The sequence below is a fragment of the Pseudomonas sp. NY5710 genome (assembly GCF_013305665.1).
Lineage (GTDB): Bacteria > Pseudomonadota > Gammaproteobacteria > Pseudomonadales > Pseudomonadaceae > Aquipseudomonas > Aquipseudomonas juntendi.
The window spans coordinates 1,707,061-1,728,244 of the sequence record NZ_CP045554.1 but is presented as its reverse complement, the minus strand read 5'-3'; the positions used below and the strand labels follow the sequence as shown (position 1 = coordinate 1,728,244).

Genomic DNA, 21,184 nt, shown 5'->3' with positions numbered 1-21,184 from the left:
TTATTCGCCGACGCTGATCTTCAGCCCGGCCGCTATCGCAAAGGGTGCCAGGGTCACGGCCAGGGCGGTGAGGCTGGCGAGCCAGAGCAAGTGGCCGGTTGCCGGCATATTCTGCAACGCCGCTTGCAACGCACCACTGCCCAGGATCAATACAGGGATATACAACGGCAAAATCAGCAACGCCAGTAACAAACCGCCGCGCTTGAGGCCAACGGTCAGCGCCGCGCCTACCGCACCCAGCAAGCTCAGTACCGGCGTACCCAGCAGCAGTGAAGCGAGCAGCACCGGCAGACAGTGGCCGGGCAAGCCCAGCATCAAGGCCAGCAGCGGCGCCAACAATACCAGCGCCAGCCCGGAAAAGATCCAGTGCGCCAGCACCTTGGCCAGCACCAGCAGCGCCAGCGGGTGCGGCGACAGCACCCACTGCTCCAGCGAGCCGTCCTCGAAATCACTTCGGAACAGGCCGTCCAGGGACAGCAGCACCGCCAGCAACGCGGCCACCCACACCAAGCCCGGCGACAAGGTTTGCAACAATTGGCTCTCAGGGCCGACCGCGAGCGGGAACAGGGCCACGACGATGGCGAAGAACACCAGTGGGTTGGCCAACTCGGCCGGGCGCCGGAACAACAGGCGCGCTTCACGGCGCAGTAACAGGTTGAATACGCTCATGCCGCCCATTGCCCCAGGTTCAGTTCACGGTAGCCGGCTGGCTTGCGCGTCAGCGTGTGGTGGGTCGTCAGCACGACGGTGCCGCCCTGCTCGCAGTGCGCCACCAGGTGTGCTTCCAGTTGCGCCACGCCCTGCTTGTCGAGGGCGGTGAACGGCTCATCGAGAATCCACAGCGGCGGGCCGGCCAGGTGCAAGCGGGCCAGGGCCACGCGGCGCTGCTGGCCGGCCGACAGGGTGTGGCAAGGCACATCTTCGAAACCGCGCAGGCCTACCGCCGCCAGTGCTGCCCAGATAGCGTCGCGGCTGGCCGGTTGATGCAGGGCGCACAGCCAGGTGAGGTTTTCCTCGGCGGTCAGCAGGTCCTTGATGCCGGCGGCATGGCCAATCCACAGCAGGAGGCTGGCCATGGCATGACGCTGCTCAGCCAACGGCTTGCCACCCAGCAGAATCTGCCCGGCGGTCGGCTGCATCAGCCCGGCCAACAGGCGCAGCAGGCTGGTCTTGCCACTGCCGTTGGGGCCACTGATCTGCAGCATGTCGCCCGCACCCAGCTCGAAATCGAGCTGCTCGAACAGCAGGCGCCAGTCGCGCTCGCAGGCCAGGCCTGCGGCTTGGAGGTGGAAGGTCACGGTTTCGCCTTATCGTGTAGAGGGCCTCAGGCCGGTGTTGCCGGGTTGGCAGGCGAGCCAACCTGAAGCCTCGTGTCTCAAGTCGCCCGGTGCGCTGCCGTTATACTGGCAACCACAGGCGGTCGGCATTATTGCACGCGCCGCTGCGCTGCCAAGAGGCCGGGTTCGACAGGTTGTATACAATCATGACTGAAATCAATAGTCTTGGCGCACAAACTGCGCTTGGCAACCAAGCCACCAAGGCGGCCATGACCGGCGAGACCCTGCGGCTGGTCCAGCCCCAGCCCGGTTTGCTGGCGCCCGGTGAAACCGCGCAAGCCCACGTGCTGGCGTTGCGTCAGACCGGCCAGGAGTTCCAGCTGCTCCTACGGCTGGTCCAGGCCAACGGCGCACAGACCCAACTGCAGGCGAGCGCCGGCCAACCCCTGGCCCCAGGTAGCCAGGTTACCGTCAGCCAGACCGAAGGCAATCGCCTGGCCATCTTATTGCAGCAGGCCGCTGCCAGCCAGGCCGCCACCCTGACCCGCCTGGATACCCGCCAGCTATCTGTCGGCACGCTTTTGCAAGGCAAGGTCCTGACCAACCAGGCATTGCCCCAGGCGCCTGGGCAGGCGCCGGTCTATCGGGCATTGATCAGTTTGCTCAACAGCGCCCAGGCCGGTGCCACGCTGAGCATCGACAGCCCCCGCCCGCTGGTCGTTGGCAGCCTGCTGAGCGCGCTGGTGCAAAGCGATCAGTCACTGCGCTTCGTGCCACTGAGTGGCAGGCAGGAGCAGCTGAGCATTGCTCAGCAGCTAATGACCCAACAGAACCGCCAGGCCTCGCTGCCCGGCCTGCTCGACGCGCTGCAGCAGCTCACCCGCAGTGCCGATGCCCCTGGCGACCTGCGCGCCAGTGCCGAACGCCTGCTGGCCGGCCTGCCGGACGTACGGCAACTGGCGGACGCCAAAGGCGTGGCACAAGCCCTGAGCAACAGCGGTGCCTTCCTTGAAGCAAAATTGCTGGGCGGCTTCCCTGCCAGTGTCGCCACCGACCTCAAGGCACACCTGCTGCAGCTGGTGGCGCAGGCACCGAGCCTGCCGCCCGGTACGCCAAGCCTGGCCCCGGACAGCCTGGCCGTGACCATGCCCGCCGTGGCACGCGGCGCCCTGGGCATGCTCGAACGGGTGAGCCCCAAGCCACAGCCCGGGGCATTCCCGCTGCCGTCGCGGTTGCTGAAGGCGCTGGAAGACGAAGGCGACCTGCAACAGCTGCTGCGCCTGGCCGCAGCGGCCATTTCCCGCCTGCAGAGTCACGCCATGAGCAGCTTGCAACAAAGCGGCACACTGGAAAACGGCAACCTGCAGACCACGTGGCAAACCGAAGTGCCGATTCGCCACGGCCAGGAGTTCATCCCCTTGCAGGTCAAAGTGCAGCGCGAAGAAACGCCACGGCAGCAGGCCGATCGTGAACATGAAGCACGCGACTCGCTGCAAGCCCTTTGGCGTATCGACCTGGCTTTCGACCTGCCCCCGCTGGGCCCCATGCAGGTCCAGGCCCAGTTGAATCAAGGGCAGCTGTCGGGCCAACTGTGGGCCGAGCGCGAGCAGACCGCGCGCCTGATCGACAGCCAGCTAAGCAGCCTGCGCGAACGCTTGCTTGCCCGCGGCCTGGAGGTCGGCGACCTGGAATGCCGTGCGGGTATCCCACCGCAAGGGCCCCGTACACGAGTGGAACAACGCTGGGTGGACGAAAACGCATGAACGACCGACAACCCCGCCAGGCCATTGCCTTGAGCTACGATGGCCAGCAGGCGCCGAGCCTGACGGCCAAAGGTGACGACAGCGTAGCCGACGCCATACTGGCCCTGGCCCGCGAGCACGACGTTCCCATCTATGAAAACGCCGAGCTCGTCCGCTTGCTGGCCCGCCTGGAGCTGGGCGAGCAGATCCCCGAAGCGCTGTACCTGACCATCGCCGAAATCATCGCCTTTGCCTGGCAACTGCGTGGCAAGGTGCCCGTGGGCTTCGACGACGAGCCGCCGGGCGAGCGCGACATTACCCCAGCGCCCCCGCTGATGAGCGTTCTGCCAGCGGATGACAGCATTAATTAGCACTTGAGCGGTGTGCCCGCTGGCTACCCTGCAACGCCGAAAGCCACGGACACCCAACGATGAACCTTCCACAACCCATGAAGCAGCGCCTGTTGCACAGTGCGCTGGCCCAGATGCCGCGCCCCGACACATTGGCCGACAAGCTATTGCGCGACTGGCTTGCGCAACGCGGTGTGCTCCTGTCCCCCGCTGACATCGACGTCGTCACCTTCCACTACCAGGACGCAGAGCGCGAAGAGGGCCAACCTTGGCTACCTCCGCAGGCCAAGGTGATTCAACGCACCAGCCTGACCGATGCCCTGCTGGGCAACTGGCAAGGTGAGCCAGCCAATGGCAGTTTTCGGATTGGCGATTGGGCGGGTATGGCACCGCGGGAAGCCGTGACGTTTGTCGACCGGATGCGACCCCCACCCCTGCTTTCCAACGCGTCTGCCTATCGCGTATTCAACGGCCTTTATCAACGTACCGCGAATCAGGAGCTCAGCCCGGCGACCCTGCTGCCCATCCGTGCCGAGGTCTTTCAGGACTATGTATGGGGTTTGCACCTGCACGCTCGCCTGAAGACGCAATTGGACAATTATTGGCAGCAAAGCCAGGCCGACTATGCGCGCGCACTGGAAATTGCCTTCATCACCGCCTGCAACAATCAGGTCGGCGAGGGTAGCCTGAGTCTCGCTGCCTGGCGCCTGGCCTGGCAGGCCGTGGGCCTGTTGCCACAGGACACCCGCGCGATAAAGACCCGCCTGCTGAATGTATACGGCTATTACAGCACATCGATCATCTACATCACGGCCGACGACAGCAGCACCGTTGTGCTCCATATACCGGGCAACGCGTCGCCTTTACATGAGTTCCCAAACCTGTCCGCGCTCAAGCACTGGTTTGCCCAACAATGCAAAGACCCAGCACGCCGCGAGTGGTTGCAGCAGTGTTTCTCACCTGCCGATTGGCCCGACGGCCTGGAGTTCAGCGGCCTGATCACCGCCCTGGAAGGGCTTGGCTGCTATCCCGCTGCGCATCACCTGCCCGTGAATCGTCCAGGCTTTGCCACCAGCGGTGTCTGGGATCCTGAAGCTACCATCGAGTTCGGGGCTTCGACGGACAACCCGCCCATCACAGGTAACCTGTTCGTCCACCTGGCTGACTGCCAGAAGCAGCGCAGTTACGCCGATATGGATTACCGCGTCATCACCAACCGCCAGGTCGACACGACGCGCTGGGCGAACTACCTGAACTTTGCCCAGTGCATACTGGCGCCTTTATGCGTAGCGCTACCGGGGTTCATTCCGGTGATGGTACTGGGTGGCCTGGCCCAATTCGGCCTGGGCATGGACCAGATGATCAACGGTCATTCGCTGAACGAGAAAGCTCAAGGGGTCGAGAACCAAGCCTTCGGTCTGTTCAACGCATTGCCCTTGCCTGTCGGCGTCGCCCGCGCCAGCCAGCCGTTCCAATATTGGTGGCCAGGGCTGGTGCGGCCTTCCCAGCTAGCCGAGCTGCTGGGCAAAACGGCCAACGCGAGCCTGCCGACGGACACGTTCGAGTGGGTACCGGCACAAGCGGCGTTCCGCCAGACGGCACACATTTCACAGGCCCCGGCGCGCGTCGTGGTGACACGTGTGGCCGATGATCTGAACCACTACTTCGAGGGCGCATTCCAGTCCAGCCGAGGCATCGAACTGCAGCCTGTGATGTACGACGTGCACACCGACAGTTTCATCAAACTGTCCGACTACCTGCAGGCACCCCATGAGCGCTGGATGATCGACCCCGGCGCATCTGCGTGGCTGGTCCGTGTGGCCAACGCCCACCGCGTCGTCACCGACGCACAGCGCATGGCCACCCTGGAGCAGTTAGGCATCCAGCTGGATCTACCCATCGACTACGACCAGTTCGACGCCTTGGAGCGCACGCCAATTCCCCGCATCGTTTCCAGCATATGGGTGGGTGACAAGGCCATTTCCGACGTCTTTCTGGAGGCGCTCGCACATAACGCCAAGGCCCTGGAAAATACGGAGTACCAGTACCAGCTGTTTCTTTCGCGGCAAAGCCCCAGGGCCTACACCGCCAACCTCACGCTGCTGAGGAACGAGTCGCTTCACCTAAGCGTGCTGCCCCTTGAAGACCAGCCGTTCTACCAGGCGTTCGCGCGTTCGGCCTACTTCGCCCAGTACCAGGCCGCACTGGGGGTCACCCACCCGGGCATGACCAATTTCAGCTCGGCGTGCGACATCCTTCGCTACCGCTTACTCAAGCATTTCGGTGGTTTGTATCTCGATGCCGACGACCGTCTGCTCAATGCCGCATCGGAATCGGGCGGTGCAACCCTGGCCAGGCAAACCCTGCGCACGACCGCCGATGGCTTGCTGCTGCCTCCTCCCGTTTCCAACGACCAATTGGGCATGTACATCAAGTACAACACCAGCATGATCGGCAGCCACCCTGGTAACCCGACACTGGACGCGATTTCCGACGAGATCCTGAAACGCTTCCAGCAAGACCCGACGTTTTACACCGAACGGCCCGATGGGGTCCTCAACCCCGTGGCGTTCAACGCCTACGCCAGGCGGCTGAACCGCTTGACCGGGCCAGGGGTACTCAATGATGTCATCGACGCCCGGCTGCCGTGGCTCAGACAGTTACGCGAGCTGTGCAAGCTGCTGGTATCCCCTGTCTATCAGATGCACCACACCGTTCAACCTAGCCGGTTGAGCCAACTGATTCGTGAGCATGCCCCCCTGGACCGCTACATCGAAACGGGGCGCGCGCATAGTTGGCGATACACCAGATGACGCCATAGCGGGCGTATGTAGTTATCTACCACTGGCGTGCAGCAGCATCCTGCAACCTTGCAGCTCCCACTCACGCAAGGTAACCACGATGGGCACTACCGGGATCAACGCCACTGGCGTGCACTATGTCCGCGATCATTTGAACCATGTCCCTCGGCCCGATCGCCAGGCCAGCCAGGCCGTGAAGCAATGGTTCGCCGAGCAGGGCCATGACCTCGACCCCGACCGGGTCGATGTGGTGACCCTGCACTACCGTTCCGACCGCAAAGGCGGCAGCCTGGCAGAGGTCAGGCAATGCGTCAGCCTGAGCCAGGCCGTGCTCAGCAACTGGCAGGGCGAAAGCAATAACGACCTGTTCGGCGCCTTGTTCCGTGCGCCCTGGGCCGGCACTTTGCCAGAAGGCCCGGTGCGGATCGTCAACGCCCTGCCCGCCCGGGGTTTCAACCACTATGGCGCCGAATTTTCGGTCTTCAATGGGCTGTTCCGGCGTACCGAACCACCGCGCTATGACGCCACTACCCATGTGCCGGTAGCCGCCGAAAGTTTCCAGCAATTCATCGAGAACCTGGACTTCCAGGCGCCATTCAAGAACACCCTGCACACCTACTGGCGCGAGCACATGAGCGCACACCGCCTGGCGTGCAAGCTCAACTTCATTGCCGCCTGCAACAAGCAGGTCAGCGAAGGCAGCCTCAGCGAAGCCGCACGGAAATTGCTGTGGCAAGCCGCCGAGTTGATGCCCCGGGTCGACAAGCTGCGCATGAGCACCTTGAGCATCTATGGCTACGCCGCCACCGACCTACTTTACCTGTGCAACCCAAGCACGGACCTGACAGTGCTCTACATACCCGGCAACAGCTCACCCTTGCTGGAGTTCGCCAGCGAAAATGCGCTGAAGGACTGGGTGGGCGAGCAGTGCAAAGACCCACTCAAGCGTGAAGCCCTGAAACAGCATTTCCGGCTGGCCGACAGGCCACAGGGCGTGGACTTCAGCGGGCTGGATACCGCACTCGACGGGCTGGCCGAGTACCCCCGGCGCCACGTGTTGCCACCGGAACACGGCATGTTCAACGATGACGGCATCTGGCCGCCGCGCACCTACGTCAACTACCGGCCGAGCCGCTACAACCCGAGGATCACCGGCGACTTGTTCCAGGCGCTGGCCGAGCGCCAACGCCAACGCAGCTTGGATGACGCCGACTACATCATCACCAGCGACAGCCAGGTCAGCAAAGCCAAGTGGCGGGGCTACCTGCTCACCACCCTCAATTTACTGGCACCGCTGTGCCTGGTGGTGCCAGGCCTGGCGCCGGTGCTGGCGCTCGGTGGCATTGCGCAGTTAGGCCTTGGCCTGGATGAAGCGCTCAACGGCAAGACTCTGCAGGCACGGCAGGAGGGGGTAGCCAACATCACCTGGGGGCTGTTCAATGCCGTGCCATTGCTGTTGACAGGGGCGTCCAAAGCCTCGGCACTGTTCCAGTTCAAGAGCGATGGCTTCGTGCCGCCGATTCGGCTCAACGACCAGATAGGTTACCCATTGAGCCCAGTACGCCCCCCCGTACTGCTGGCCCCAGCGCCTGAAGGTGCCCCTTACTTCCATGTCTGCGAACCGATCCCGCCGCTGCCGCAGGCAGACCCGCTAACTGCCGAGGCCGTGATCCGCAGGCCGAGGTACAACGGCATGCCGGACACCCTGGAATCGGTGATCGACGACTATATCAAGGAGCTGGTGTATGACCTCGAGCGGGATGTCTTCATCCTTGACGAGGACGTTAACGACGTTGAGCCCGTTGGCTACGTGGCGAGCCCTGACGCTGGCGGCCTGGTACCCGAACCGGCCGAACGCATCGTCACCGATGCGATGCGCACTGCCACCCTGCGCGCGCTGGGTATCGACCTGGTGCTGCCAAGCGAAATACCACGCGCACCCGCCAACAGCATGCCCATCCCCAAGCGGATTTCCTGTCTCTGGGTAGGTGACAAGACGTTGCGCCCGGCCTTGCTGAGCAACCTTGCCCACAATGTCGCGGCGCTGGAAAACAGTGATTACAACCTGCGCCTGTTCCTGTCCACGGCCAACCCTGGCGCTTACGAAGAAAACCTGCGTCTGCTGGCCGAACAAGCGCCGGGGCTGCAGGTGCTACCCCTGGAAGAACAAGCGTTCTTCAGGGCATTCCAGCAGACCAAGTACTATGCCCAGTACGACGCGGCGCTGGATGGCAATGGTGGCGTGGCCACCAACTATGCGTCGGCGAGCGATGTGCTGCGCTACCCGCTGCTGCACCATGAAGGGGGGTTGTACATGGATGTCGACGACACGCTACGGGTGCCAGGCAAGGCCGGGCAACCCGAGCACGGCGAACCACCTGCAACGCCCACCGAAGCGATCAATGAGGTGGACCTGTGCATCCCGCCCGACGGCTTGCTGCTGCCGCCGCCGATGGCCAACGAGAAACTGAGCATGAACTGCCTGTACAACACCAGCCAGATCGGTAGCCACCCTGGCAACCCGACCCTGGAGGCGATCAGCGAGGAAATGCACGCCCGCTTCCGCATCCATTCGGACTTCTATGACCACAGACCTAGCCTGGCCGAAGACCCATTGAACTTCTACCGTTATGCCAGCCGCCTGAGCTACCTGACCGGCCCCCGCCTGCTCAGCGACGTGATCGACCAGAAATTGCCCAATCTGGCAACCTTGCGCCAGATGGTCAACCTGTACAACATCCCGCGTATCAATACCGCCACCTTCATCAACGGCAGCGCGTTGAGGGAGGCCGTGCACCAGCAATTGCCGCTCAACCGCATCGCCACGGTGGGCGGCAATCACTCCTGGGTCCAGACCTGAGCCTGGGCGCAGGCCTGAGCGGGCCTTGAAGTGGCCCGCCAGGCTCAGTCGCTACGGTGCAGCTTGCTCATCAGCTCTGCCTCGGCCTGGGTCAGGCCGCAACTCTCGGTCAGCTCGGCGATGCTGGCGCCCATGCCCACCAGCTTGGCTGCCTGGGAGAACGTCACATTATGAGGGTCGCGTTGCTCCAGTTGCTGGATCCGGTCCGGCAATGGGGTAACCGCCACGGTCAGTTCGTGCAGCGCCTCCCCCATGCGCACCGTGACGTTCTGGTAGTCATCCAGGCGCTTGGCGAGGTCCTTGATGCGCTGGTCGCGCAAGGCATCGCCCATGGCCTGCTGCGCGGCCACTTCGCGCTGGCGTTTGCTGTAGTTGAGGAAAAACCAGAGGCTCAAGGCCCACAGCAATGCCAGAAAGATTACCGCAACCTCGAAGATCAACTCAGATGTTCTCCAGCTCGGACCACTCTTCCTCAGTCATCATCTTGTCCAGTTCGACCAGGATCAGCAGTTCGCCGTTCTTGTTGCACACGCCCTGGATGAACTTGGCCGATTCTTCGTTACCCACGTTCGGCGCGGTTTCGATTTCCGACTGGCGCAGGTAGACCACCTCGGCCACGCTGTCGACCAGGATACCGACCACTTGCTTGTCGGCCTCGATGATGACGATACGGGTATTGTCGGTGACTTCGGTCGGCATCAGGCCAAAGCGCTGGCGGGTATCGATCACCGTTACCACATTGCCTCGCAGGTTGATGATGCCCAGCACGTAGCTTGGCGCACCCGGCACCGGCGCGATCTCGGTGTAACGCAGCACTTCCTGCACCTGCATCACGTTGATGCCGTAGGACTCGTTGTCCAGCCGGAAGGTTACCCACTGCAGGATTGGATCTTCAGAACCTTGTGCAGACGACTTTTTCATTCCCCTAGCCCTCTAAATCCGCTTTCTGGCGGTTGTGTTCGGTGTCATTTGTTTGTCGTGCAGCTGCTTGACTGCGCCGCTGGCGATCAGCTCGGCCAGTGCAGCAACATCGAGCAATGCACACATGTGTTCAATAACCGTGCCGGCCAACCACGGGCGCTGGCCACGCTGGCTGCGCCATTTGATTTCCGACGGGTCCAGGCGCAACGAACGGCTGACCTGGTGCACGGCCAGCCCCCATTCGTAGCCCTGCACCGAAATCACGTACTGCAGGCCCTGGCGAAAATCGTCGCGGTAGCGGTCGGGCATCACCCAGCGCGCCGTATCCAGGACCTTGAGGTTGCCCGCCTGGCAGGTGAGGATGCCAAGGAACCATTCGGGCTGACCGAACAGCGGTGTCAGCTCCTGGCCGGCCAGGGTGTAGATCGAGCCCAGGCACACCAGCGGTACGGCCAGGGTCAGGCCGGCGACATCGAACAACAGGCACTCGAAGGGTTCGGCGGCCCAGGCCGGGCGGCCGTCGACAGTGGCCGGTGGCACGGGCGGCGCTGGCAGGTGCACGTCGACCAGTGGCAGCGCCGGCTCCAGCGCAGGTGCTTCGACCAGCACCGGTATGGCCGCCTCGGCCACCACATCGTGCTCGACCACCGTCACCACCGGCGGGTCTACCGGCATCACGCTGGGCAGCACCGCCAGGCGGGGTTCGGCGAACGGCCGAGGCGCAGGGCGGGCAACGGCCACGAGCGGTTCGGCGGGTTGCGGCTGGCGGGCATCGCGGGCCTGCTCCTCGCGCACGGCTTCAGCGAAGTCATCGGCTGCAGCGGGCTCGACGGGTGGCTGCAACAGCGCCTCGTCTTCGGTGGCCTCCTGCAGCAGGCCATCCAGATACGATTGCAAGGCCATCTGTGGCCGGGTGCCGGTGTACCGGATCTGGGTCATCAGGCCACCTGCGCTGCGGGTTTGTAGGTCAACAAGTGCTTGAGCAGTGCCCGGTAGGCGACCAGCCCACGGCTCTTGGCGTCGAACTGCGAGGGCGTCACGCCCTTGCGGCTGGCGTCGCGCAGGCGCGTATCGACCGGGATGTAGCCCGGCCATACATGCTGGCCGTAAGTGTCACGCAGCAGCTTGAGGGTGCCCAGCGAGGCCTGGGTGCGGCGGTCGAACAGCGTTGGCACGATCTGGTACGGCAGCGCCTGCTTGCGTGACCGGTTGACCATGGCCAGGGTCGCGACCATGCGCTCAAGCCCCTTCACCGCAAGAAACTCGGTTTGCACCGGGACCACTAACTGCTGGCTGGCGGCCAGGGCATTGACCATCAGCACGCCGAGCAAGGGTGGGCTGTCGATCAAGGCAAAGTCGAAATCCTGCCACAACTGCGCCAGACTCTTGGCGATCACCAGGCCTAGGCCATTCTGCCCCGGCGACTGACGCTCCAGCACGGCCAGCGCGGTGCTCGACGGCAACAGCGAGATCCGCTCGTCGCTGGTGGGCAGCAGCAGCTGCCCCGGCAACCCCTCAGGCACGCTGCCTTTGTGCAGGAACAGGTCGTAGCAACTGTGCTCGAGGGCATCAGGGTTGTGGCCGAAGTAACTGGTCATCGAACCGTGCGGGTCCAGGTCGACGACGACCACGCGCTTGCCGGCCTCGGCCAGCAGGCCGGCCAAAGCGATGGTCGTGGTGGTCTTGCCGACGCCACCTTTTTGATTGGCTACTGCCCAGACTCTCATCAAGCAAACTCTATGTATTGATTTGAAAGCTCGTGCGCTCAATGTGGCAGCGGGCGAGCCCGCGAACACCGGCGAAGCCGGTGCCAATCACCGCGTCGCCTGCTTCGCGGGCTCGCCCGCGCCCACAGGGGACGGCGTCAGATTCAAAATTGTGCTTGTAGCAGTGCCAGAGAATTGACGAATCACTGCCCCGCCACCGTTGCTGGCGTAGCCGGTGCACTTTGTGTGCCAGCCCGGCGCAAGGCAGCATCCGGTGTTGCATTGGCGCTGCCCGAGCCCGTCAGGCTGCGGCGCACTTCCAGGTTACGGGAAATCACCAACACCACCCGACGGTTGCGCGCGCGGCCATCGGCAGTGTCATTGCTGGCCACCGGCTGGTACTCGCCATAGCCGACCGAGGCCATGCGGGCCGGGTTCACCCCCTCCATGGCCAGCAGGCGCACAATGCTCGCTGCCCGCGCCGACGACAGCTCCCAGTTGGTCGGGTACTGCGCGGTGCGGATCGGCAGGTTGTCGGTGAAACCCTCGACATGTACCGGGTTGGCGAACGGCTTGAGAATATCGGCCACCTTCTCGATGATGGCGAACGCCTTGTCGCTGGGCATGGCATCGCCACTGCCGAACAACAGCGATGAATTGAGCTCGATCTCGATCCACAGTTCGTTGCCGCGCACCGTCATCTGGTTGCTTTTGATCAGGTCGCCAAAGGCATCGCGCACGTCATCGCTGATGGTCTTCAGCGGGTCGGTATTGGTTGCAGCAAGGCCTGCTTCGGTCTGCTCGCTGTCGTTGACCAGCGGCTCGGCCGGGCGCACGGTCAATGGCTTTTCCTCGCCCACAGGGATGGGCTTCATGCTGCGCTCAGGGTCGTTGAACACCCCGAGCAGCGCCTGGGAAATGACCTTGTACTTGCCCTCGTTGATCGACGAAATCGAGTACATCACCACAAAAAATGCGAACAGCAAGGTAATGAAGTCGGCGTACGACACCAGCCAGCGTTCGTGGTTTTCGTGTTCCTCGGTATGACGGCGGCGGCGCATGGGTTACTCCATGAAGCCTTGCAGCTTCAGCTCGATCGAGCGCGGGTTTTCACCCTCGGCAATCGACAACAGGCCTTCAAGCAGCATTTCGCGATAGCGTGACTGGCGCATGACCACGGCCTTGAGCTTGTTGGCGATCGGCAGCAGCACCAGGTTAGCGCTGGCCACACCGTAGATGGTGGCGACAAAGGCCACGGCAATGCCATTGCCCAGCTGCGACGGGTCGGCCAGGTTGCCCATCACGTGGATCAGGCCCATGACCGCACCGATGATTCCGATGGTCGGCGCGTACCCGCCCATGCTCTCGAACACCTTGGCCGCCTGGATATCGCGGCTTTCCTGGGTCAGGAAGTCGACTTCGAGGATACTGCGAATGGCTTCTGGCTCGGCGCCGTCGACCAGCAGTTGCAAGCCCTTGCGTGCATACGGGTCGGGCTCGCTGTCGGCCACCCCTTCCAGGCCCAGCAAGCCTTCCTTGCGCGCCGTCAGGCTCCAGTTCACAACCCGGTCGATGCCGCCCGCCAGGTCGACCCTGGGCGGGAACAGGATCCAGCGCAGAATCTGCAGGGCCCGCTTGAACGAGGCCAGCGGTGACTGCAGCAGTGCTGCCGCCAAGGTGCCGCCTAGCACGATCAATGCCGCCGGCCCATTGACCAGGGCACCGACATGGCCACCCTCGAGGAAATTGCCACCGACAATGGCAACAAAGGCGAGGATCAGGCCGATCAGGCTCAGCACATCCATCAGAGGCAGGCCTCTACCAGGTGCTTGCCGATCTCGTCCAGGCTATACACCGCGTCGGCCAGGTTGGCCTTCACGATGGCCATGGGCATGCCATAGATCACACAGCTGGCTTCATCCTGGGCCCACACCGTACTGCCGCCCTGCTTGAGCAGGCGCGCGCCTTCGCGGCCATCGGCACCCATGCCGGTCAGCACCACCGACAGCACCTTGTCGCCATACGACTTGGCCGCCGAGCCGAAGGTGATGTCCACGCACGGCTTGTAGTTCAGGCGCTCATCGCCCGGCAGGATCTTCACCGTGCCACGGCCATCGACCATCATCTGCTTGCCACCCGGGGCAAGCAGGGCCAGGCCTGGGCGCAGCATGTCACCGTCCTCGGCTTCCTTGACGCTGATGCGGCACAGTTTGTCCAGGCGTTCGGCAAACGCCTTGGTGAACGCAGCCGGCATGTGCTGGATCAGCACGATCGGTGCCGGGAAGTTGGCCGGCAGCTGGGTCAAGACCCGCTGCAGGGCCACGGGGCCGCCGGTGGAGGTACCGATGGCCACCAGTTTGTAAGGCTTGCGTTTAGGTGCCGCAGCCGGCGCCGGCGCGGCTGCCGGGGCCCGGGCCGGCAGCGCATTGCGCGCCGCTGCCGGGCTGCCCACACCCGCCGCCGGCGCATGGCTGCTGGCAGGTGCCGGCGTTGCGGCCGGCGCAGGGCTGGCGTAACTGCCAAACCGGCGGTTGCTACGCGCCAGCGTATGCACCTTTTCGCACAGCAGTTGCTTGACCTTGTCGGGGTTGCGCGAAATGTCCTCGAAGTTCTTCGGCAGGTAATCAACCGCCCCCGCGTCCAGAGCATCAAGGGTGACCCGGGCGCCCTCATGGGTCAGCGAGGAAAACATCAACACCGGCGTCGGGCAGCGCTGCATGATGTGCCGCACCGCAGTGATGCCATCCATCATGGGCATTTCATAGTCCATGGTGATGACATCGGGCTTGAGCGCCAGCGCCTGGTCAATCGCTTCCTTGCCGTTGGTCGCGGTACCTACTACCTGGATCGTAGGATCCGCCGAGAGGATCTCCGAGACGCGGCGGCGGAAGAAACCGGAATCATCCACCACCAGGACCTTGACTGCCATAAACACTCCATTAGGCGGCGCAACCTGCCAGGGTGCGCCACCGAAATCAAATACGCCGCGCGGCGTAACGCTTGAGCATGCTCGGGACGTCGAGAATCAACGCAATCCGACCGTCACCGGTAATGGTGGCCCCGGACATGCCCGGGGTACCTTGCAGCATCTTACCCAGCGGCTTGATTACCACTTCTTCCTGGCCTACCAGTTGATCGACGACAAAGCCGATGCGCTGGGTGCCGACCGACAGGATCACCACGTGGCCCTCGTGCTGCTCTTCATGCACCTGGCCTTGCACCAGCCAGCGCTTGAGGTAGAACAACGGCAGTGCCTTGTCGCGCACGATCACCACTTCCTGGCCATCGACCACATTGGTACGCGACAGGTCGAGGTGGAAGATCTCGTTGACGTTGACCAGCGGGAAAGCGAATGCCTGGTTGCCCAGCATCACCATCAGGGTGGGCATGATCGCCAGGGTCAGCGGCACCTTGATGACGATCTTCGAGCCCTGGCCCTTGGCCGAGAAGATGTTGATCGAACCGTTGAGCTGGGAGATCTTGGTCTTCACCACGTCCATGCCCACGCCACGCCCGGACACGTCGGAAATCTCGGTCTTGGTCGAGAACCCCGGGGCGAAGATCAGGTTGTAGCAGTCCGACTCGCTCAGACGCTCGGCGGCGTCCTTGTCCATCAGGCCCTTCTCCACCGCCTTGGCCCGCAGGATGTTCGGGTCCATGCCCTTGCCGTCGTCGGAAATCGACAACAGGATGTGGTCGCCTTCCTGCTCCGCCGACAGCACCACGCGGCCAGTGCGCGGCTTGCCTGCGGCATCGCGCTCATCGGGCATCTCGATACCATGGTCGACGGCGTTGCGCACCAAGTGCACCAACGGGTCGGCCAGGGCCTCGACCAGGTTCTTGTCGAGGTCGGTTTCTTCACCGACCAGCTCGAGGTTGATTTCTTTTTTCAACTGGCGCGCCAGGTCGCGAACCAGGCGCGGGAAGCGGCCGAAGACTTTCTTGATCGGCTGCATACGGGTTTTCATCACCGCGGTTTGCAGGTCGGCGGTGACCACGTCGAGGTTGGACACGGCCTTGGACATGGCCTCGTCGCCGCTGTTCAGGCCCAGGCGCACCAGGCGGTTACGCACCAGCACCAGTTCGCCGACCATGTTCATGATCTCGTCCAGGCGCGCCGTGTCGACGCGTACGGTGGTTTCCGCTTCGCTGACCGCATGCTTGTCGGCGACCGGGGCCGGCGTGCGCGCGGCTGCAGCAGGTTTGCTTGCAGCCGCGGGCACAGGCGCAGGCGCAGCAGCTGGCTTGGCGGCAGCTGGGCTTTCCGGCTTGGCCGCTGCCGGCGCCTTGGCCGCAGGCGGGGCCTGGACTGCAGCGACGTCACCGCCGAATTTGCCCTTGCCATGCAACTGGTCCAACAGCGCTTCGAATTCATGCTCGCTGATTTCGTCGCTGGTGGCGCTGGCGGTGCTGTCAGGCGCCACCTCGGCAGGTGCCGCCTTGGCGGCAGGCAGGGCGTCGACCTGGAAGGTGCCTTTGCCGTGCAGTTGGTCGAGCAGCGACTCGAATTCGGCATCGGTGATTTCGTCACTGGCCGCTTCGTGGCTGACGGCAGCAGCCGGCGCTGCGACTTCGGCAGTGAACTGGCCTTTGCCATGCAACTGGTCGAGCAGCGATTCGAACTCGGCATCGGTGATTTCATCACCGCCACCACTCACGCGCTCGCCTTGCAGCTGTTCCTCGGCCGCAGCTTGTGCCTTGACCGCGTCGAGCGAATCGAGCAACTGCTCGAACTCGCTGTCGGTGATGTCCTGGTGCTGCTCCTGGTCCCCAACCGGTGCCGCAGCAGGCGCTTGCGCCGCAGCCACCGGCACCACCGCTTCCTCGCCACCCTGCGGCTGCGCCGCACCCGGCTCGGCAAGGCGCGCCAAGGCTGCCAGCAACTCGGGGGTTGCCGGCGTGACTTCAGCGCGCTCGCGCACCTGGCCAAACATGCTGTTGACCGTGTCCAGTGCCTCGAGCACTACGTCCATCAGCTCCGCGTCAACCCGACGCTCACCTTTGCGCAGCACGTCGAACACGTTCTCAGCGATATGGCAGCACTCCACCAGCTCGTTCAGCTGGAGGAAGCCGGCGCCCCCTTTTACAGTGTGGAAACCGCGAAAGATCGCATTGAGCAGGTCAGCATCGTCGGGCCGGCTTTCCAGCTCGACCAATTGCTCGGACAGTTGCTCAAGAATTTCGCCGGCTTCTACCAGGAAATCCTGGAGGATTTCTTCATCGGCGCCGAAGCTCATCAAAGGTGCTCCTTAAAAACCCAGGCTGGACAGCAGATCATCGACGTCGTCCTGGCCGGACACGACGTCTTCACGCTTATCGGCATGAATCTGCGGACCTTCACCCCGAGTCGGATGTTTTTCTCGATCTTTTTCTGCGCGCAATTGATCGTGGTCATGCTGAATGCCCGCAAAGCGGTCGACCTGACTGGCCATCAGCACCAACTTGAGCAGGTTGCTTTCCACTTCGGTCACCAGGTTGGTGACGCGCTTGATCACCTGCCCGGTCAGGTCCTGATAGTCCTGGGCCAGCAGAATGTCATTGAGGTGGCCGGCGACCTTGCGGTTACCTTCGGCGCTGTGCGTGAGGAAACTGTCGACCCGCTTGACCAGGTCGCGGAATTCTTCAGCCGCCACTTCGCGGCGCATGAAGCGTTGCCAGTCGGTGCTCAGGGCCTTGGCCTCACTGGCCAGGTCGTTGAGCACCGGGGTGCTTTCCTCGACCAGGTCCATGGTGCGGTTGGCCGCGCCTTCCGTGAGCTTGACCACATAGGACAGGCGCTCGGTGGCATCGGTAATCTGTGACACCTCTTCGGCCTGCGGCATGGTCGGGTCGATCTGGAAACTGACGATGGCGCTGTGCAGCTCGCGGGTCAGCTTGCCGACTTCCTGGTACAAGCCGCGGTCGCGGGTCTGGTTCAGCTCGTGAATCAGCTGCACCGCCTCGCCGAAACGGCCCCGCTCCAGGCTTTCGACCAACTCCTGGGCATGTTTCTTCAGGGTCGATTCGAACTCGCCCAAAGAGTTATGTGATGAATCCATGGCGCGCCCCCTGACGTGACTCAGCCGTTGACGCGTTCGAAGATCTTCTCGATCTTTTCTTTGAGCACCTGTGCCGTGAACGGCTTGACCACGTAACCATTGACGCCGGCCTGGGCCGCTTCAATGATCTGGTCGCGCTTGGCTTCGGCAGTGACCATCAGCACGGGCATGGTTTTCAGCCGGTCGTGGGCACGCACCTTGCGCAGCAGGTCGATGCCGGACATGCCAGGCATGTTCCAGTCGGTCACCAGGAAGTCGTATTGGCCGTTTTCCAGCATCGGCAGCGCCGTGGTGCCGTCGTCGGCCTCTTCGGTGTTGGTGAAGCCCAGGTCACGCAACAGGTTCTTGATGATCCGCCGCATCGTCGAAAAGTCGTCAACGATGAGGATTTTCATGTCTTTGTTCAAGTAGACCTCCAAGCAGTCTCAAACGCGCTCGGCCCCGAGCGCGCATTCAATCAATTCGGTACAACGTGGAAAACCGCGTGGAAACAGCCGCTACCCCGGCAGGCTCAGCGCGCCCGCCATTCCCCCAGGCGGCTTCGCAGACGCGCGGCACACTGGCTGTGCAACTGGCTGACCCGCGACTCGCTGACCCCCAGCACCTCACCGATCTCCTTGAGGTTGAGCTCTTCGTCGTAGTACAGCGCCAGCACCAGGCGTTCACGCTCGGGCAGGTTGGCGATGGCCTCGGTCAGGGCTAGCTGGAAGCGCTCCTCCTCGAGGCCCCGGGCAGGTTCGACCTGGCCGCTGGCACCGTCTTCATGCAGCCCCTCGTGCTCACCGTCCTGCAGCAGGTCATCGAAGCTGAACAAACGGCTGCCCAAGGTATCGTTGAGGATCGCGTAGTAATCATCGAGGCTCAATTGGAGTTCGGCAGCAACTTCATGATCTTTAGCGTCACGGCCGGTTCTGGCCTCCACGGCGCGCATCGCGTCGCTGACCATGCGGGTGTTGCGGTGCACCGAACGGGGTGCCCAGTCGCCTTTGCGCACTTCGTCGAGCATGGCGCCGCGGATACGAATGCCGGCATAGGTTTCGAAGCTGGCGCCCTTGCTGGCGTCGTACTTGTTGGCCACTTCCAGCAGGCCGATCATGCCGGCCTGGATCAGGTCCTCGACCTGCACGTTGGCCGGCAAGCGCGCCAGCAGGTGGTAGGCGATGCGCTTGACCAGGGGGGCGTAGCGTTCGATCAACTCGTACTGGGCGTCTTTGGCCGCCCGGCTGTACATCTTGAACCCGCTGGCGTTCATAGCACCGGTCCCGCGCTGGTCGGCTGCACCAGGCGCTCGACGAAGAACTCCAGGTGGCCACGTGGGTTGGCCGGCAGCGGCCAGCTGTCGACCTTCTGCGCAATCGCCTTGAAGGCCAGCGCGCACTTGGAGCGTGGGAAGGCTTCGTACACGGCACGCTGCTTCTGCACCGCCTTGCGCACGCACTCGTCGTAGGGCACGGCGCCCACGTACTGCAGGGCGACATCCAGGAAACGGTCGGTAACCTTGGTCAGCTTGGCAAACAGATTGCGCCCTTCCTGAGGGCTCTGGGCCATGTTGGCCAGCACGCGGAAGCGGTTCATGCCGTAGTCACGGTTGAGCAGTTTGATCAGCGCGTAGGCATCGGTGATCGAGGTAGGCTCGTCGCACACCACCAACAATACTTCCTGGGCGGCACGGACAAAGCTGACGACCGACTCACCGATACCCGCAGCGGTATCGATGACCAGTACATCGAGGTTGTCGCCGACTTCGCTGAACGCCTGGATCAGCCCGGCGTGCTGGGCCGGCGCCAGGTGGACCATGCTCTGGGTACCGGAGGCAGCCGGCACGATGCGCACACCGCCAGGCCCCTGCAGTATCACGTCACGCAGCTCGCAGCGCCCTTCGATGACATCGGCCAGGGTCCGTTTGGGCGTCAGGCCCAGCAACACGTCGACATTGGCCAGGCCCAGGTCGGCATCCAGCAACATGACCCTGCGGCCGAGTTCGGCCAACGCCAGGGACAGGTTCACTGAAACGTTAGTCTTGCCGACGCCACCTTTGCCACCGGTCACGGCGATCACCTGTACGGGATGCATGCTACCCATGTTTGTAATTTACCTTGTATCGCTGGGACCCAGGCCACACGTAGGGCAATTCTGCGCACCCCTTGGCATAGCTACTTTGCACACGTTTCATACTCAACCCGCTCGCCGTGGGTTGTGGTAGAGATCAGCGAACATGTCGGCCATTGCCTCTTCGCTGGGCTCCTCCTGCTGCTGCACATTGACCGCCCGGGACACCAGCTGGTGCCCCCGCGGCAGGTGCAGGTCGTCAGGAATGCGCGGGCCGTCGGTAAGATAGGCCACAGGCAAATCATGACTGATGGCAAGGCTCAGCACATCGCCAAGGCTTGCCGTTTCGTCGAGCTTGGTCAGGATGCAGCCGGCCAGGCCACAGCGCTTGTAGCTGTGGTAGGCGGCGGTCAGCACCTGCTTCTGGCTGGTGGTGGCCAGTACCAGGTAATTCTTGGCGGCGATGCCACGGCCGGCCAGGGTCTCCAGCTGCATGCGCAGGGCCGGGTCGCTGGCTTGCAGGCCGGCGGTATCGATCAGCACCACACGCTTGCGCAGCAGCGGCTCCAGCGCTGCCGCCAGCGACTGACCAGGGTCGACATAGGTGACCGGGACATTGAGGATGCGGCCAAGGGTCTTGAGCTGCTCCTGGGCACCGATGCGAAAACTGTCCATGCTCACCAGCGCCATGTTCTGCGCGCCATACTTGAGCACATAGCGCGCCGCCAGCTTGGCCAGGGTGGTGGTCTTGCCCATGCCGGCCGGGCCGACCATGGCGATCACACCGCCTTCTTCGATCGGCTCTACCTCGGGGATGTCGATCATGCGGGCCAAGTGCGCCAGCAGCATGCGCCAGGCATGGCGTGGCTCTTCGATTTCGGCGGTCAGCTCCAGCAGCTCGCGGGCAATCGGCCCGGACAGGCCAATGCGCTGCAGGCGCCGCCAGATGTTGGCCTGTTGTGGCTTGCTGCCCTGCAGCTGGGTCCAGGCCAGCGAGCCGAGCTGCACTTCCAGCAGTTCGCGCAGGCCCGACAGCTCGGAGCGCATGGCATCGAACAGGCGCGGGTCAACCGCCGCCGGTGCCGTGGCGGCCGCCGGTGGGGCCTCGGCATGGGGTTCGACCAGCGGCTCGGCGGCGGTCAGCGACTGCCCGGCGAACAATTGGCGGTTGTTGTCGCTGCTGTCCTGGCGGTGGCCGAGCTCGGCCTGGGCCGTGGCGATGCGCGTGTGGGTCTTGCGCAGCTCTTCTTCCAGCTCGGCATTGGGCACACGCGGGGCCAGGGCGGACAGCTTGTAGTCCAGCGCGGCCGTCAGCTCGACACCACCGGCAATGCGACGGTTGCCAATGATCGCGGCATCGGCGCCCAGCTCATCACGGACCAGTTTCATGGCCTGACGCATATCGGCGGCGAAAAATCGCTTAACTTGCATTATCCACTA

At 63.4% G+C, this 21,184-nt stretch carries 19 protein-coding genes; 4 read left to right on the top strand and 15 right to left on the bottom strand.

What is annotated here, in order from left to right:
• Positions 1–669 (bottom strand): heme exporter protein CcmB, encoded by a 669-nt coding sequence (gene ccmB, locus GEV39_RS07860; RefSeq protein WP_173888088.1) that lies wholly within the window; start codon positions 667–669, stop codon positions 1–3.
• On the bottom strand, positions 666–1,298 hold the full coding sequence (ccmA, locus tag GEV39_RS07855; protein ID WP_173888086.1) for a cytochrome c biogenesis heme-transporting ATPase CcmA: 633 nt from the start codon (positions 1,296–1,298) through the stop codon (positions 666–668). Before ccmA ends, ccmB begins: the two co-directional genes overlap by 4 nt.
• Positions 1,299–1,483: 185 nt before the next feature.
• On the opposite strand from ccmA, the gene fliK reads away from it, so the two are divergent.
• The 4 genes from fliK to GEV39_RS07835 all read left to right on the top strand — a co-directional run bounded on the left by fliK (position 1,484) and on the right by GEV39_RS07835 (position 9,030).
• Positions 1,484–3,040, top strand: a complete 1,557-nt coding sequence (gene fliK / locus GEV39_RS07850) for a flagellar hook-length control protein FliK (protein WP_173888084.1) — start codon at positions 1,484–1,486, stop codon at positions 3,038–3,040.
• Positions 3,037–3,390 (top strand): EscU/YscU/HrcU family type III secretion system export apparatus switch protein, encoded by a 354-nt coding sequence (locus tag GEV39_RS07845; RefSeq protein ID WP_173888082.1) that lies wholly within the window; start codon positions 3,037–3,039, stop codon positions 3,388–3,390. Before fliK ends, GEV39_RS07845 begins: the two co-directional genes overlap by 4 nt.
• 59 nt (positions 3,391–3,449) lie before the next feature.
• Positions 3,450–6,182, top strand: coding sequence for a dermonecrotic toxin domain-containing protein (locus GEV39_RS07840; RefSeq protein WP_173888081.1), 2,733 nt, complete (start codon positions 3,450–3,452; stop codon positions 6,180–6,182).
• Positions 6,183–6,270: 88 nt separating this feature from the next.
• The gene (locus GEV39_RS07835) at positions 6,271–9,030 is read left to right on the top strand and encodes a dermonecrotic toxin domain-containing protein (protein ID WP_173888079.1); all 2,760 of its coding nucleotides are present in this window, start codon (positions 6,271–6,273) and stop codon (positions 9,028–9,030) included.
• A 44-nt stretch (positions 9,031–9,074) separates the two neighbouring features.
• Here the strand turns inward: GEV39_RS07835 and GEV39_RS07830 are convergent, their stop codons facing one another.
• From GEV39_RS07830 to flhF, 13 genes are all read right to left on the bottom strand, one after another.
• On the bottom strand, positions 9,075–9,470 hold the full coding sequence (locus tag GEV39_RS07830; protein WP_173888077.1) for a DUF2802 domain-containing protein: 396 nt from the start codon (positions 9,468–9,470) through the stop codon (positions 9,075–9,077).
• Position 9,471: 1 nt separating this feature from the next.
• Complete coding sequence (locus GEV39_RS07825; protein WP_003254393.1) at positions 9,472–9,951, bottom strand: chemotaxis protein CheW; 480 nt, start codon at positions 9,949–9,951, stop codon at positions 9,472–9,474.
• 12 nt (positions 9,952–9,963) lie between these two features.
• Entirely contained in the window at positions 9,964–10,890 is a 927-nt protein-coding gene (locus tag GEV39_RS07820; RefSeq protein WP_173888076.1) for a CheW domain-containing protein, read from the bottom strand.
• Positions 10,890–11,678, bottom strand: coding sequence for a ParA family protein (locus GEV39_RS07815; RefSeq protein WP_173888074.1), 789 nt, complete (start codon positions 11,676–11,678; stop codon positions 10,890–10,892). The genes GEV39_RS07820 and GEV39_RS07815 overlap by 1 nt, the downstream gene beginning before the upstream one ends.
• A 182-nt stretch (positions 11,679–11,860) precedes the next feature.
• Entirely contained in the window at positions 11,861–12,718 is an 858-nt protein-coding gene (motD, locus tag GEV39_RS07810) for a flagellar motor protein MotD (RefSeq protein ID WP_009681921.1), read from the bottom strand.
• A gap of 3 nt (positions 12,719–12,721) precedes the next feature.
• Positions 12,722–13,462 (bottom strand): flagellar motor protein, encoded by a 741-nt coding sequence (locus tag GEV39_RS07805; RefSeq protein ID WP_009681920.1) that lies wholly within the window; start codon positions 13,460–13,462, stop codon positions 12,722–12,724.
• Positions 13,462–14,586 carry a protein-glutamate methylesterase/protein-glutamine glutaminase gene (locus tag GEV39_RS07800; protein WP_173888072.1) on the bottom strand — a complete coding sequence of 375 codons (1,125 nt, stop codon included), beginning with the start codon at positions 14,584–14,586 and terminating at the stop codon, positions 13,462–13,464. The genes GEV39_RS07805 and GEV39_RS07800 overlap by 1 nt, the downstream gene beginning before the upstream one ends.
• A gap of 46 nt (positions 14,587–14,632) precedes the next feature.
• The gene (locus tag GEV39_RS07795; RefSeq protein ID WP_173888070.1) at positions 14,633–16,894 is read right to left on the bottom strand and encodes a chemotaxis protein CheA; all 2,262 of its coding nucleotides are present in this window, start codon (positions 16,892–16,894) and stop codon (positions 14,633–14,635) included.
• 12 nt (positions 16,895–16,906) lie between these two features.
• Positions 16,907–17,695 (bottom strand): protein phosphatase CheZ, encoded by a 789-nt coding sequence (locus tag GEV39_RS07790; RefSeq protein ID WP_173888069.1) that lies wholly within the window; start codon positions 17,693–17,695, stop codon positions 16,907–16,909.
• A 20-nt stretch (positions 17,696–17,715) separates the two neighbouring features.
• Entirely contained in the window at positions 17,716–18,090 is a 375-nt protein-coding gene (locus GEV39_RS07785; protein ID WP_173888068.1) for a chemotaxis response regulator CheY, read from the bottom strand.
• 116 nt (positions 18,091–18,206) lie between these two features.
• A complete protein-coding gene (gene fliA, locus GEV39_RS07780) occupies positions 18,207–18,947 on the bottom strand; it encodes an RNA polymerase sigma factor FliA (RefSeq protein ID WP_009683227.1) in 741 nt (246 codons plus the stop codon).
• A complete protein-coding gene (gene fleN / locus GEV39_RS07775; RefSeq protein ID WP_172828404.1) occupies positions 18,944–19,786 on the bottom strand; it encodes a flagellar synthesis regulator FleN in 843 nt (280 codons plus the stop codon). The genes fliA and fleN overlap by 4 nt, the downstream gene beginning before the upstream one ends.
• An 84-nt stretch (positions 19,787–19,870) precedes the next feature.
• Positions 19,871–21,175, bottom strand: coding sequence for a flagellar biosynthesis GTPase FlhF (gene flhF, locus GEV39_RS07770; protein ID WP_173888067.1), 1,305 nt, complete (start codon positions 21,173–21,175; stop codon positions 19,871–19,873).
• Positions 21,176–21,184 lie beyond the last annotated feature (9 nt).

Excerpts from the sequence above, each read along its gene's own strand:
- GEV39_RS07785 (WP_173888068.1), bottom strand. The coding sequence starts at position 18,090 with ATGAAAATCCTCATCGTTGACGACTTTTCGACGATGCGGCGGATCATC.
- GEV39_RS07805 (WP_009681920.1), bottom strand. The coding sequence starts at position 13,462 with ATGGATGTGCTGAGCCTGATCGGCCTGATCCTCGCCTTTGTTGCCATT.
- GEV39_RS07840 (WP_173888081.1), top strand. The coding sequence starts at position 3,450 with ATGAACCTTCCACAACCCATGAAGCAGCGCCTGTTGCACAGTGCGCTG.
- flhF (WP_173888067.1), bottom strand. The coding sequence starts at position 21,175 with ATGCAAGTTAAGCGATTTTTCGCCGCCGATATGCGTCAGGCCATGAAA.
- motD (WP_009681921.1), bottom strand. The coding sequence starts at position 12,718 with ATGCGCCGCCGCCGTCATACCGAGGAACACGAAAACCACGAACGCTGG.
- GEV39_RS07820 (WP_173888076.1), bottom strand. The coding sequence starts at position 10,890 with ATGACCCAGATCCGGTACACCGGCACCCGGCCACAGATGGCCTTGCAA.
- GEV39_RS07790 (WP_173888069.1), bottom strand. The coding sequence starts at position 17,695 with ATGGATTCATCACATAACTCTTTGGGCGAGTTCGAATCGACCCTGAAG.
- GEV39_RS07835 (WP_173888079.1), top strand. The coding sequence starts at position 6,271 with ATGGGCACTACCGGGATCAACGCCACTGGCGTGCACTATGTCCGCGAT.
- GEV39_RS07815 (WP_173888074.1), bottom strand. The coding sequence starts at position 11,678 with ATGAGAGTCTGGGCAGTAGCCAATCAAAAAGGTGGCGTCGGCAAGACC.
- GEV39_RS07800 (WP_173888072.1), bottom strand. The coding sequence starts at position 14,586 with ATGGCAGTCAAGGTCCTGGTGGTGGATGATTCCGGTTTCTTCCGCCGC.
- ccmB (WP_173888088.1), bottom strand. The coding sequence starts at position 669 with ATGAGCGTATTCAACCTGTTACTGCGCCGTGAAGCGCGCCTGTTGTTC.
- GEV39_RS07825 (WP_003254393.1), bottom strand. The coding sequence starts at position 9,951 with ATGAAAAAGTCGTCTGCACAAGGTTCTGAAGATCCAATCCTGCAGTGG.
- fliK (WP_173888084.1), top strand. The coding sequence starts at position 1,484 with ATGACTGAAATCAATAGTCTTGGCGCACAAACTGCGCTTGGCAACCAA.
- GEV39_RS07845 (WP_173888082.1), top strand. The coding sequence starts at position 3,037 with ATGAACGACCGACAACCCCGCCAGGCCATTGCCTTGAGCTACGATGGC.
- fliA (WP_009683227.1), bottom strand. The coding sequence starts at position 18,947 with ATGAACGCCAGCGGGTTCAAGATGTACAGCCGGGCGGCCAAAGACGCC.
- GEV39_RS07795 (WP_173888070.1), bottom strand. The coding sequence starts at position 16,894 with ATGAGCTTCGGCGCCGATGAAGAAATCCTCCAGGATTTCCTGGTAGAA.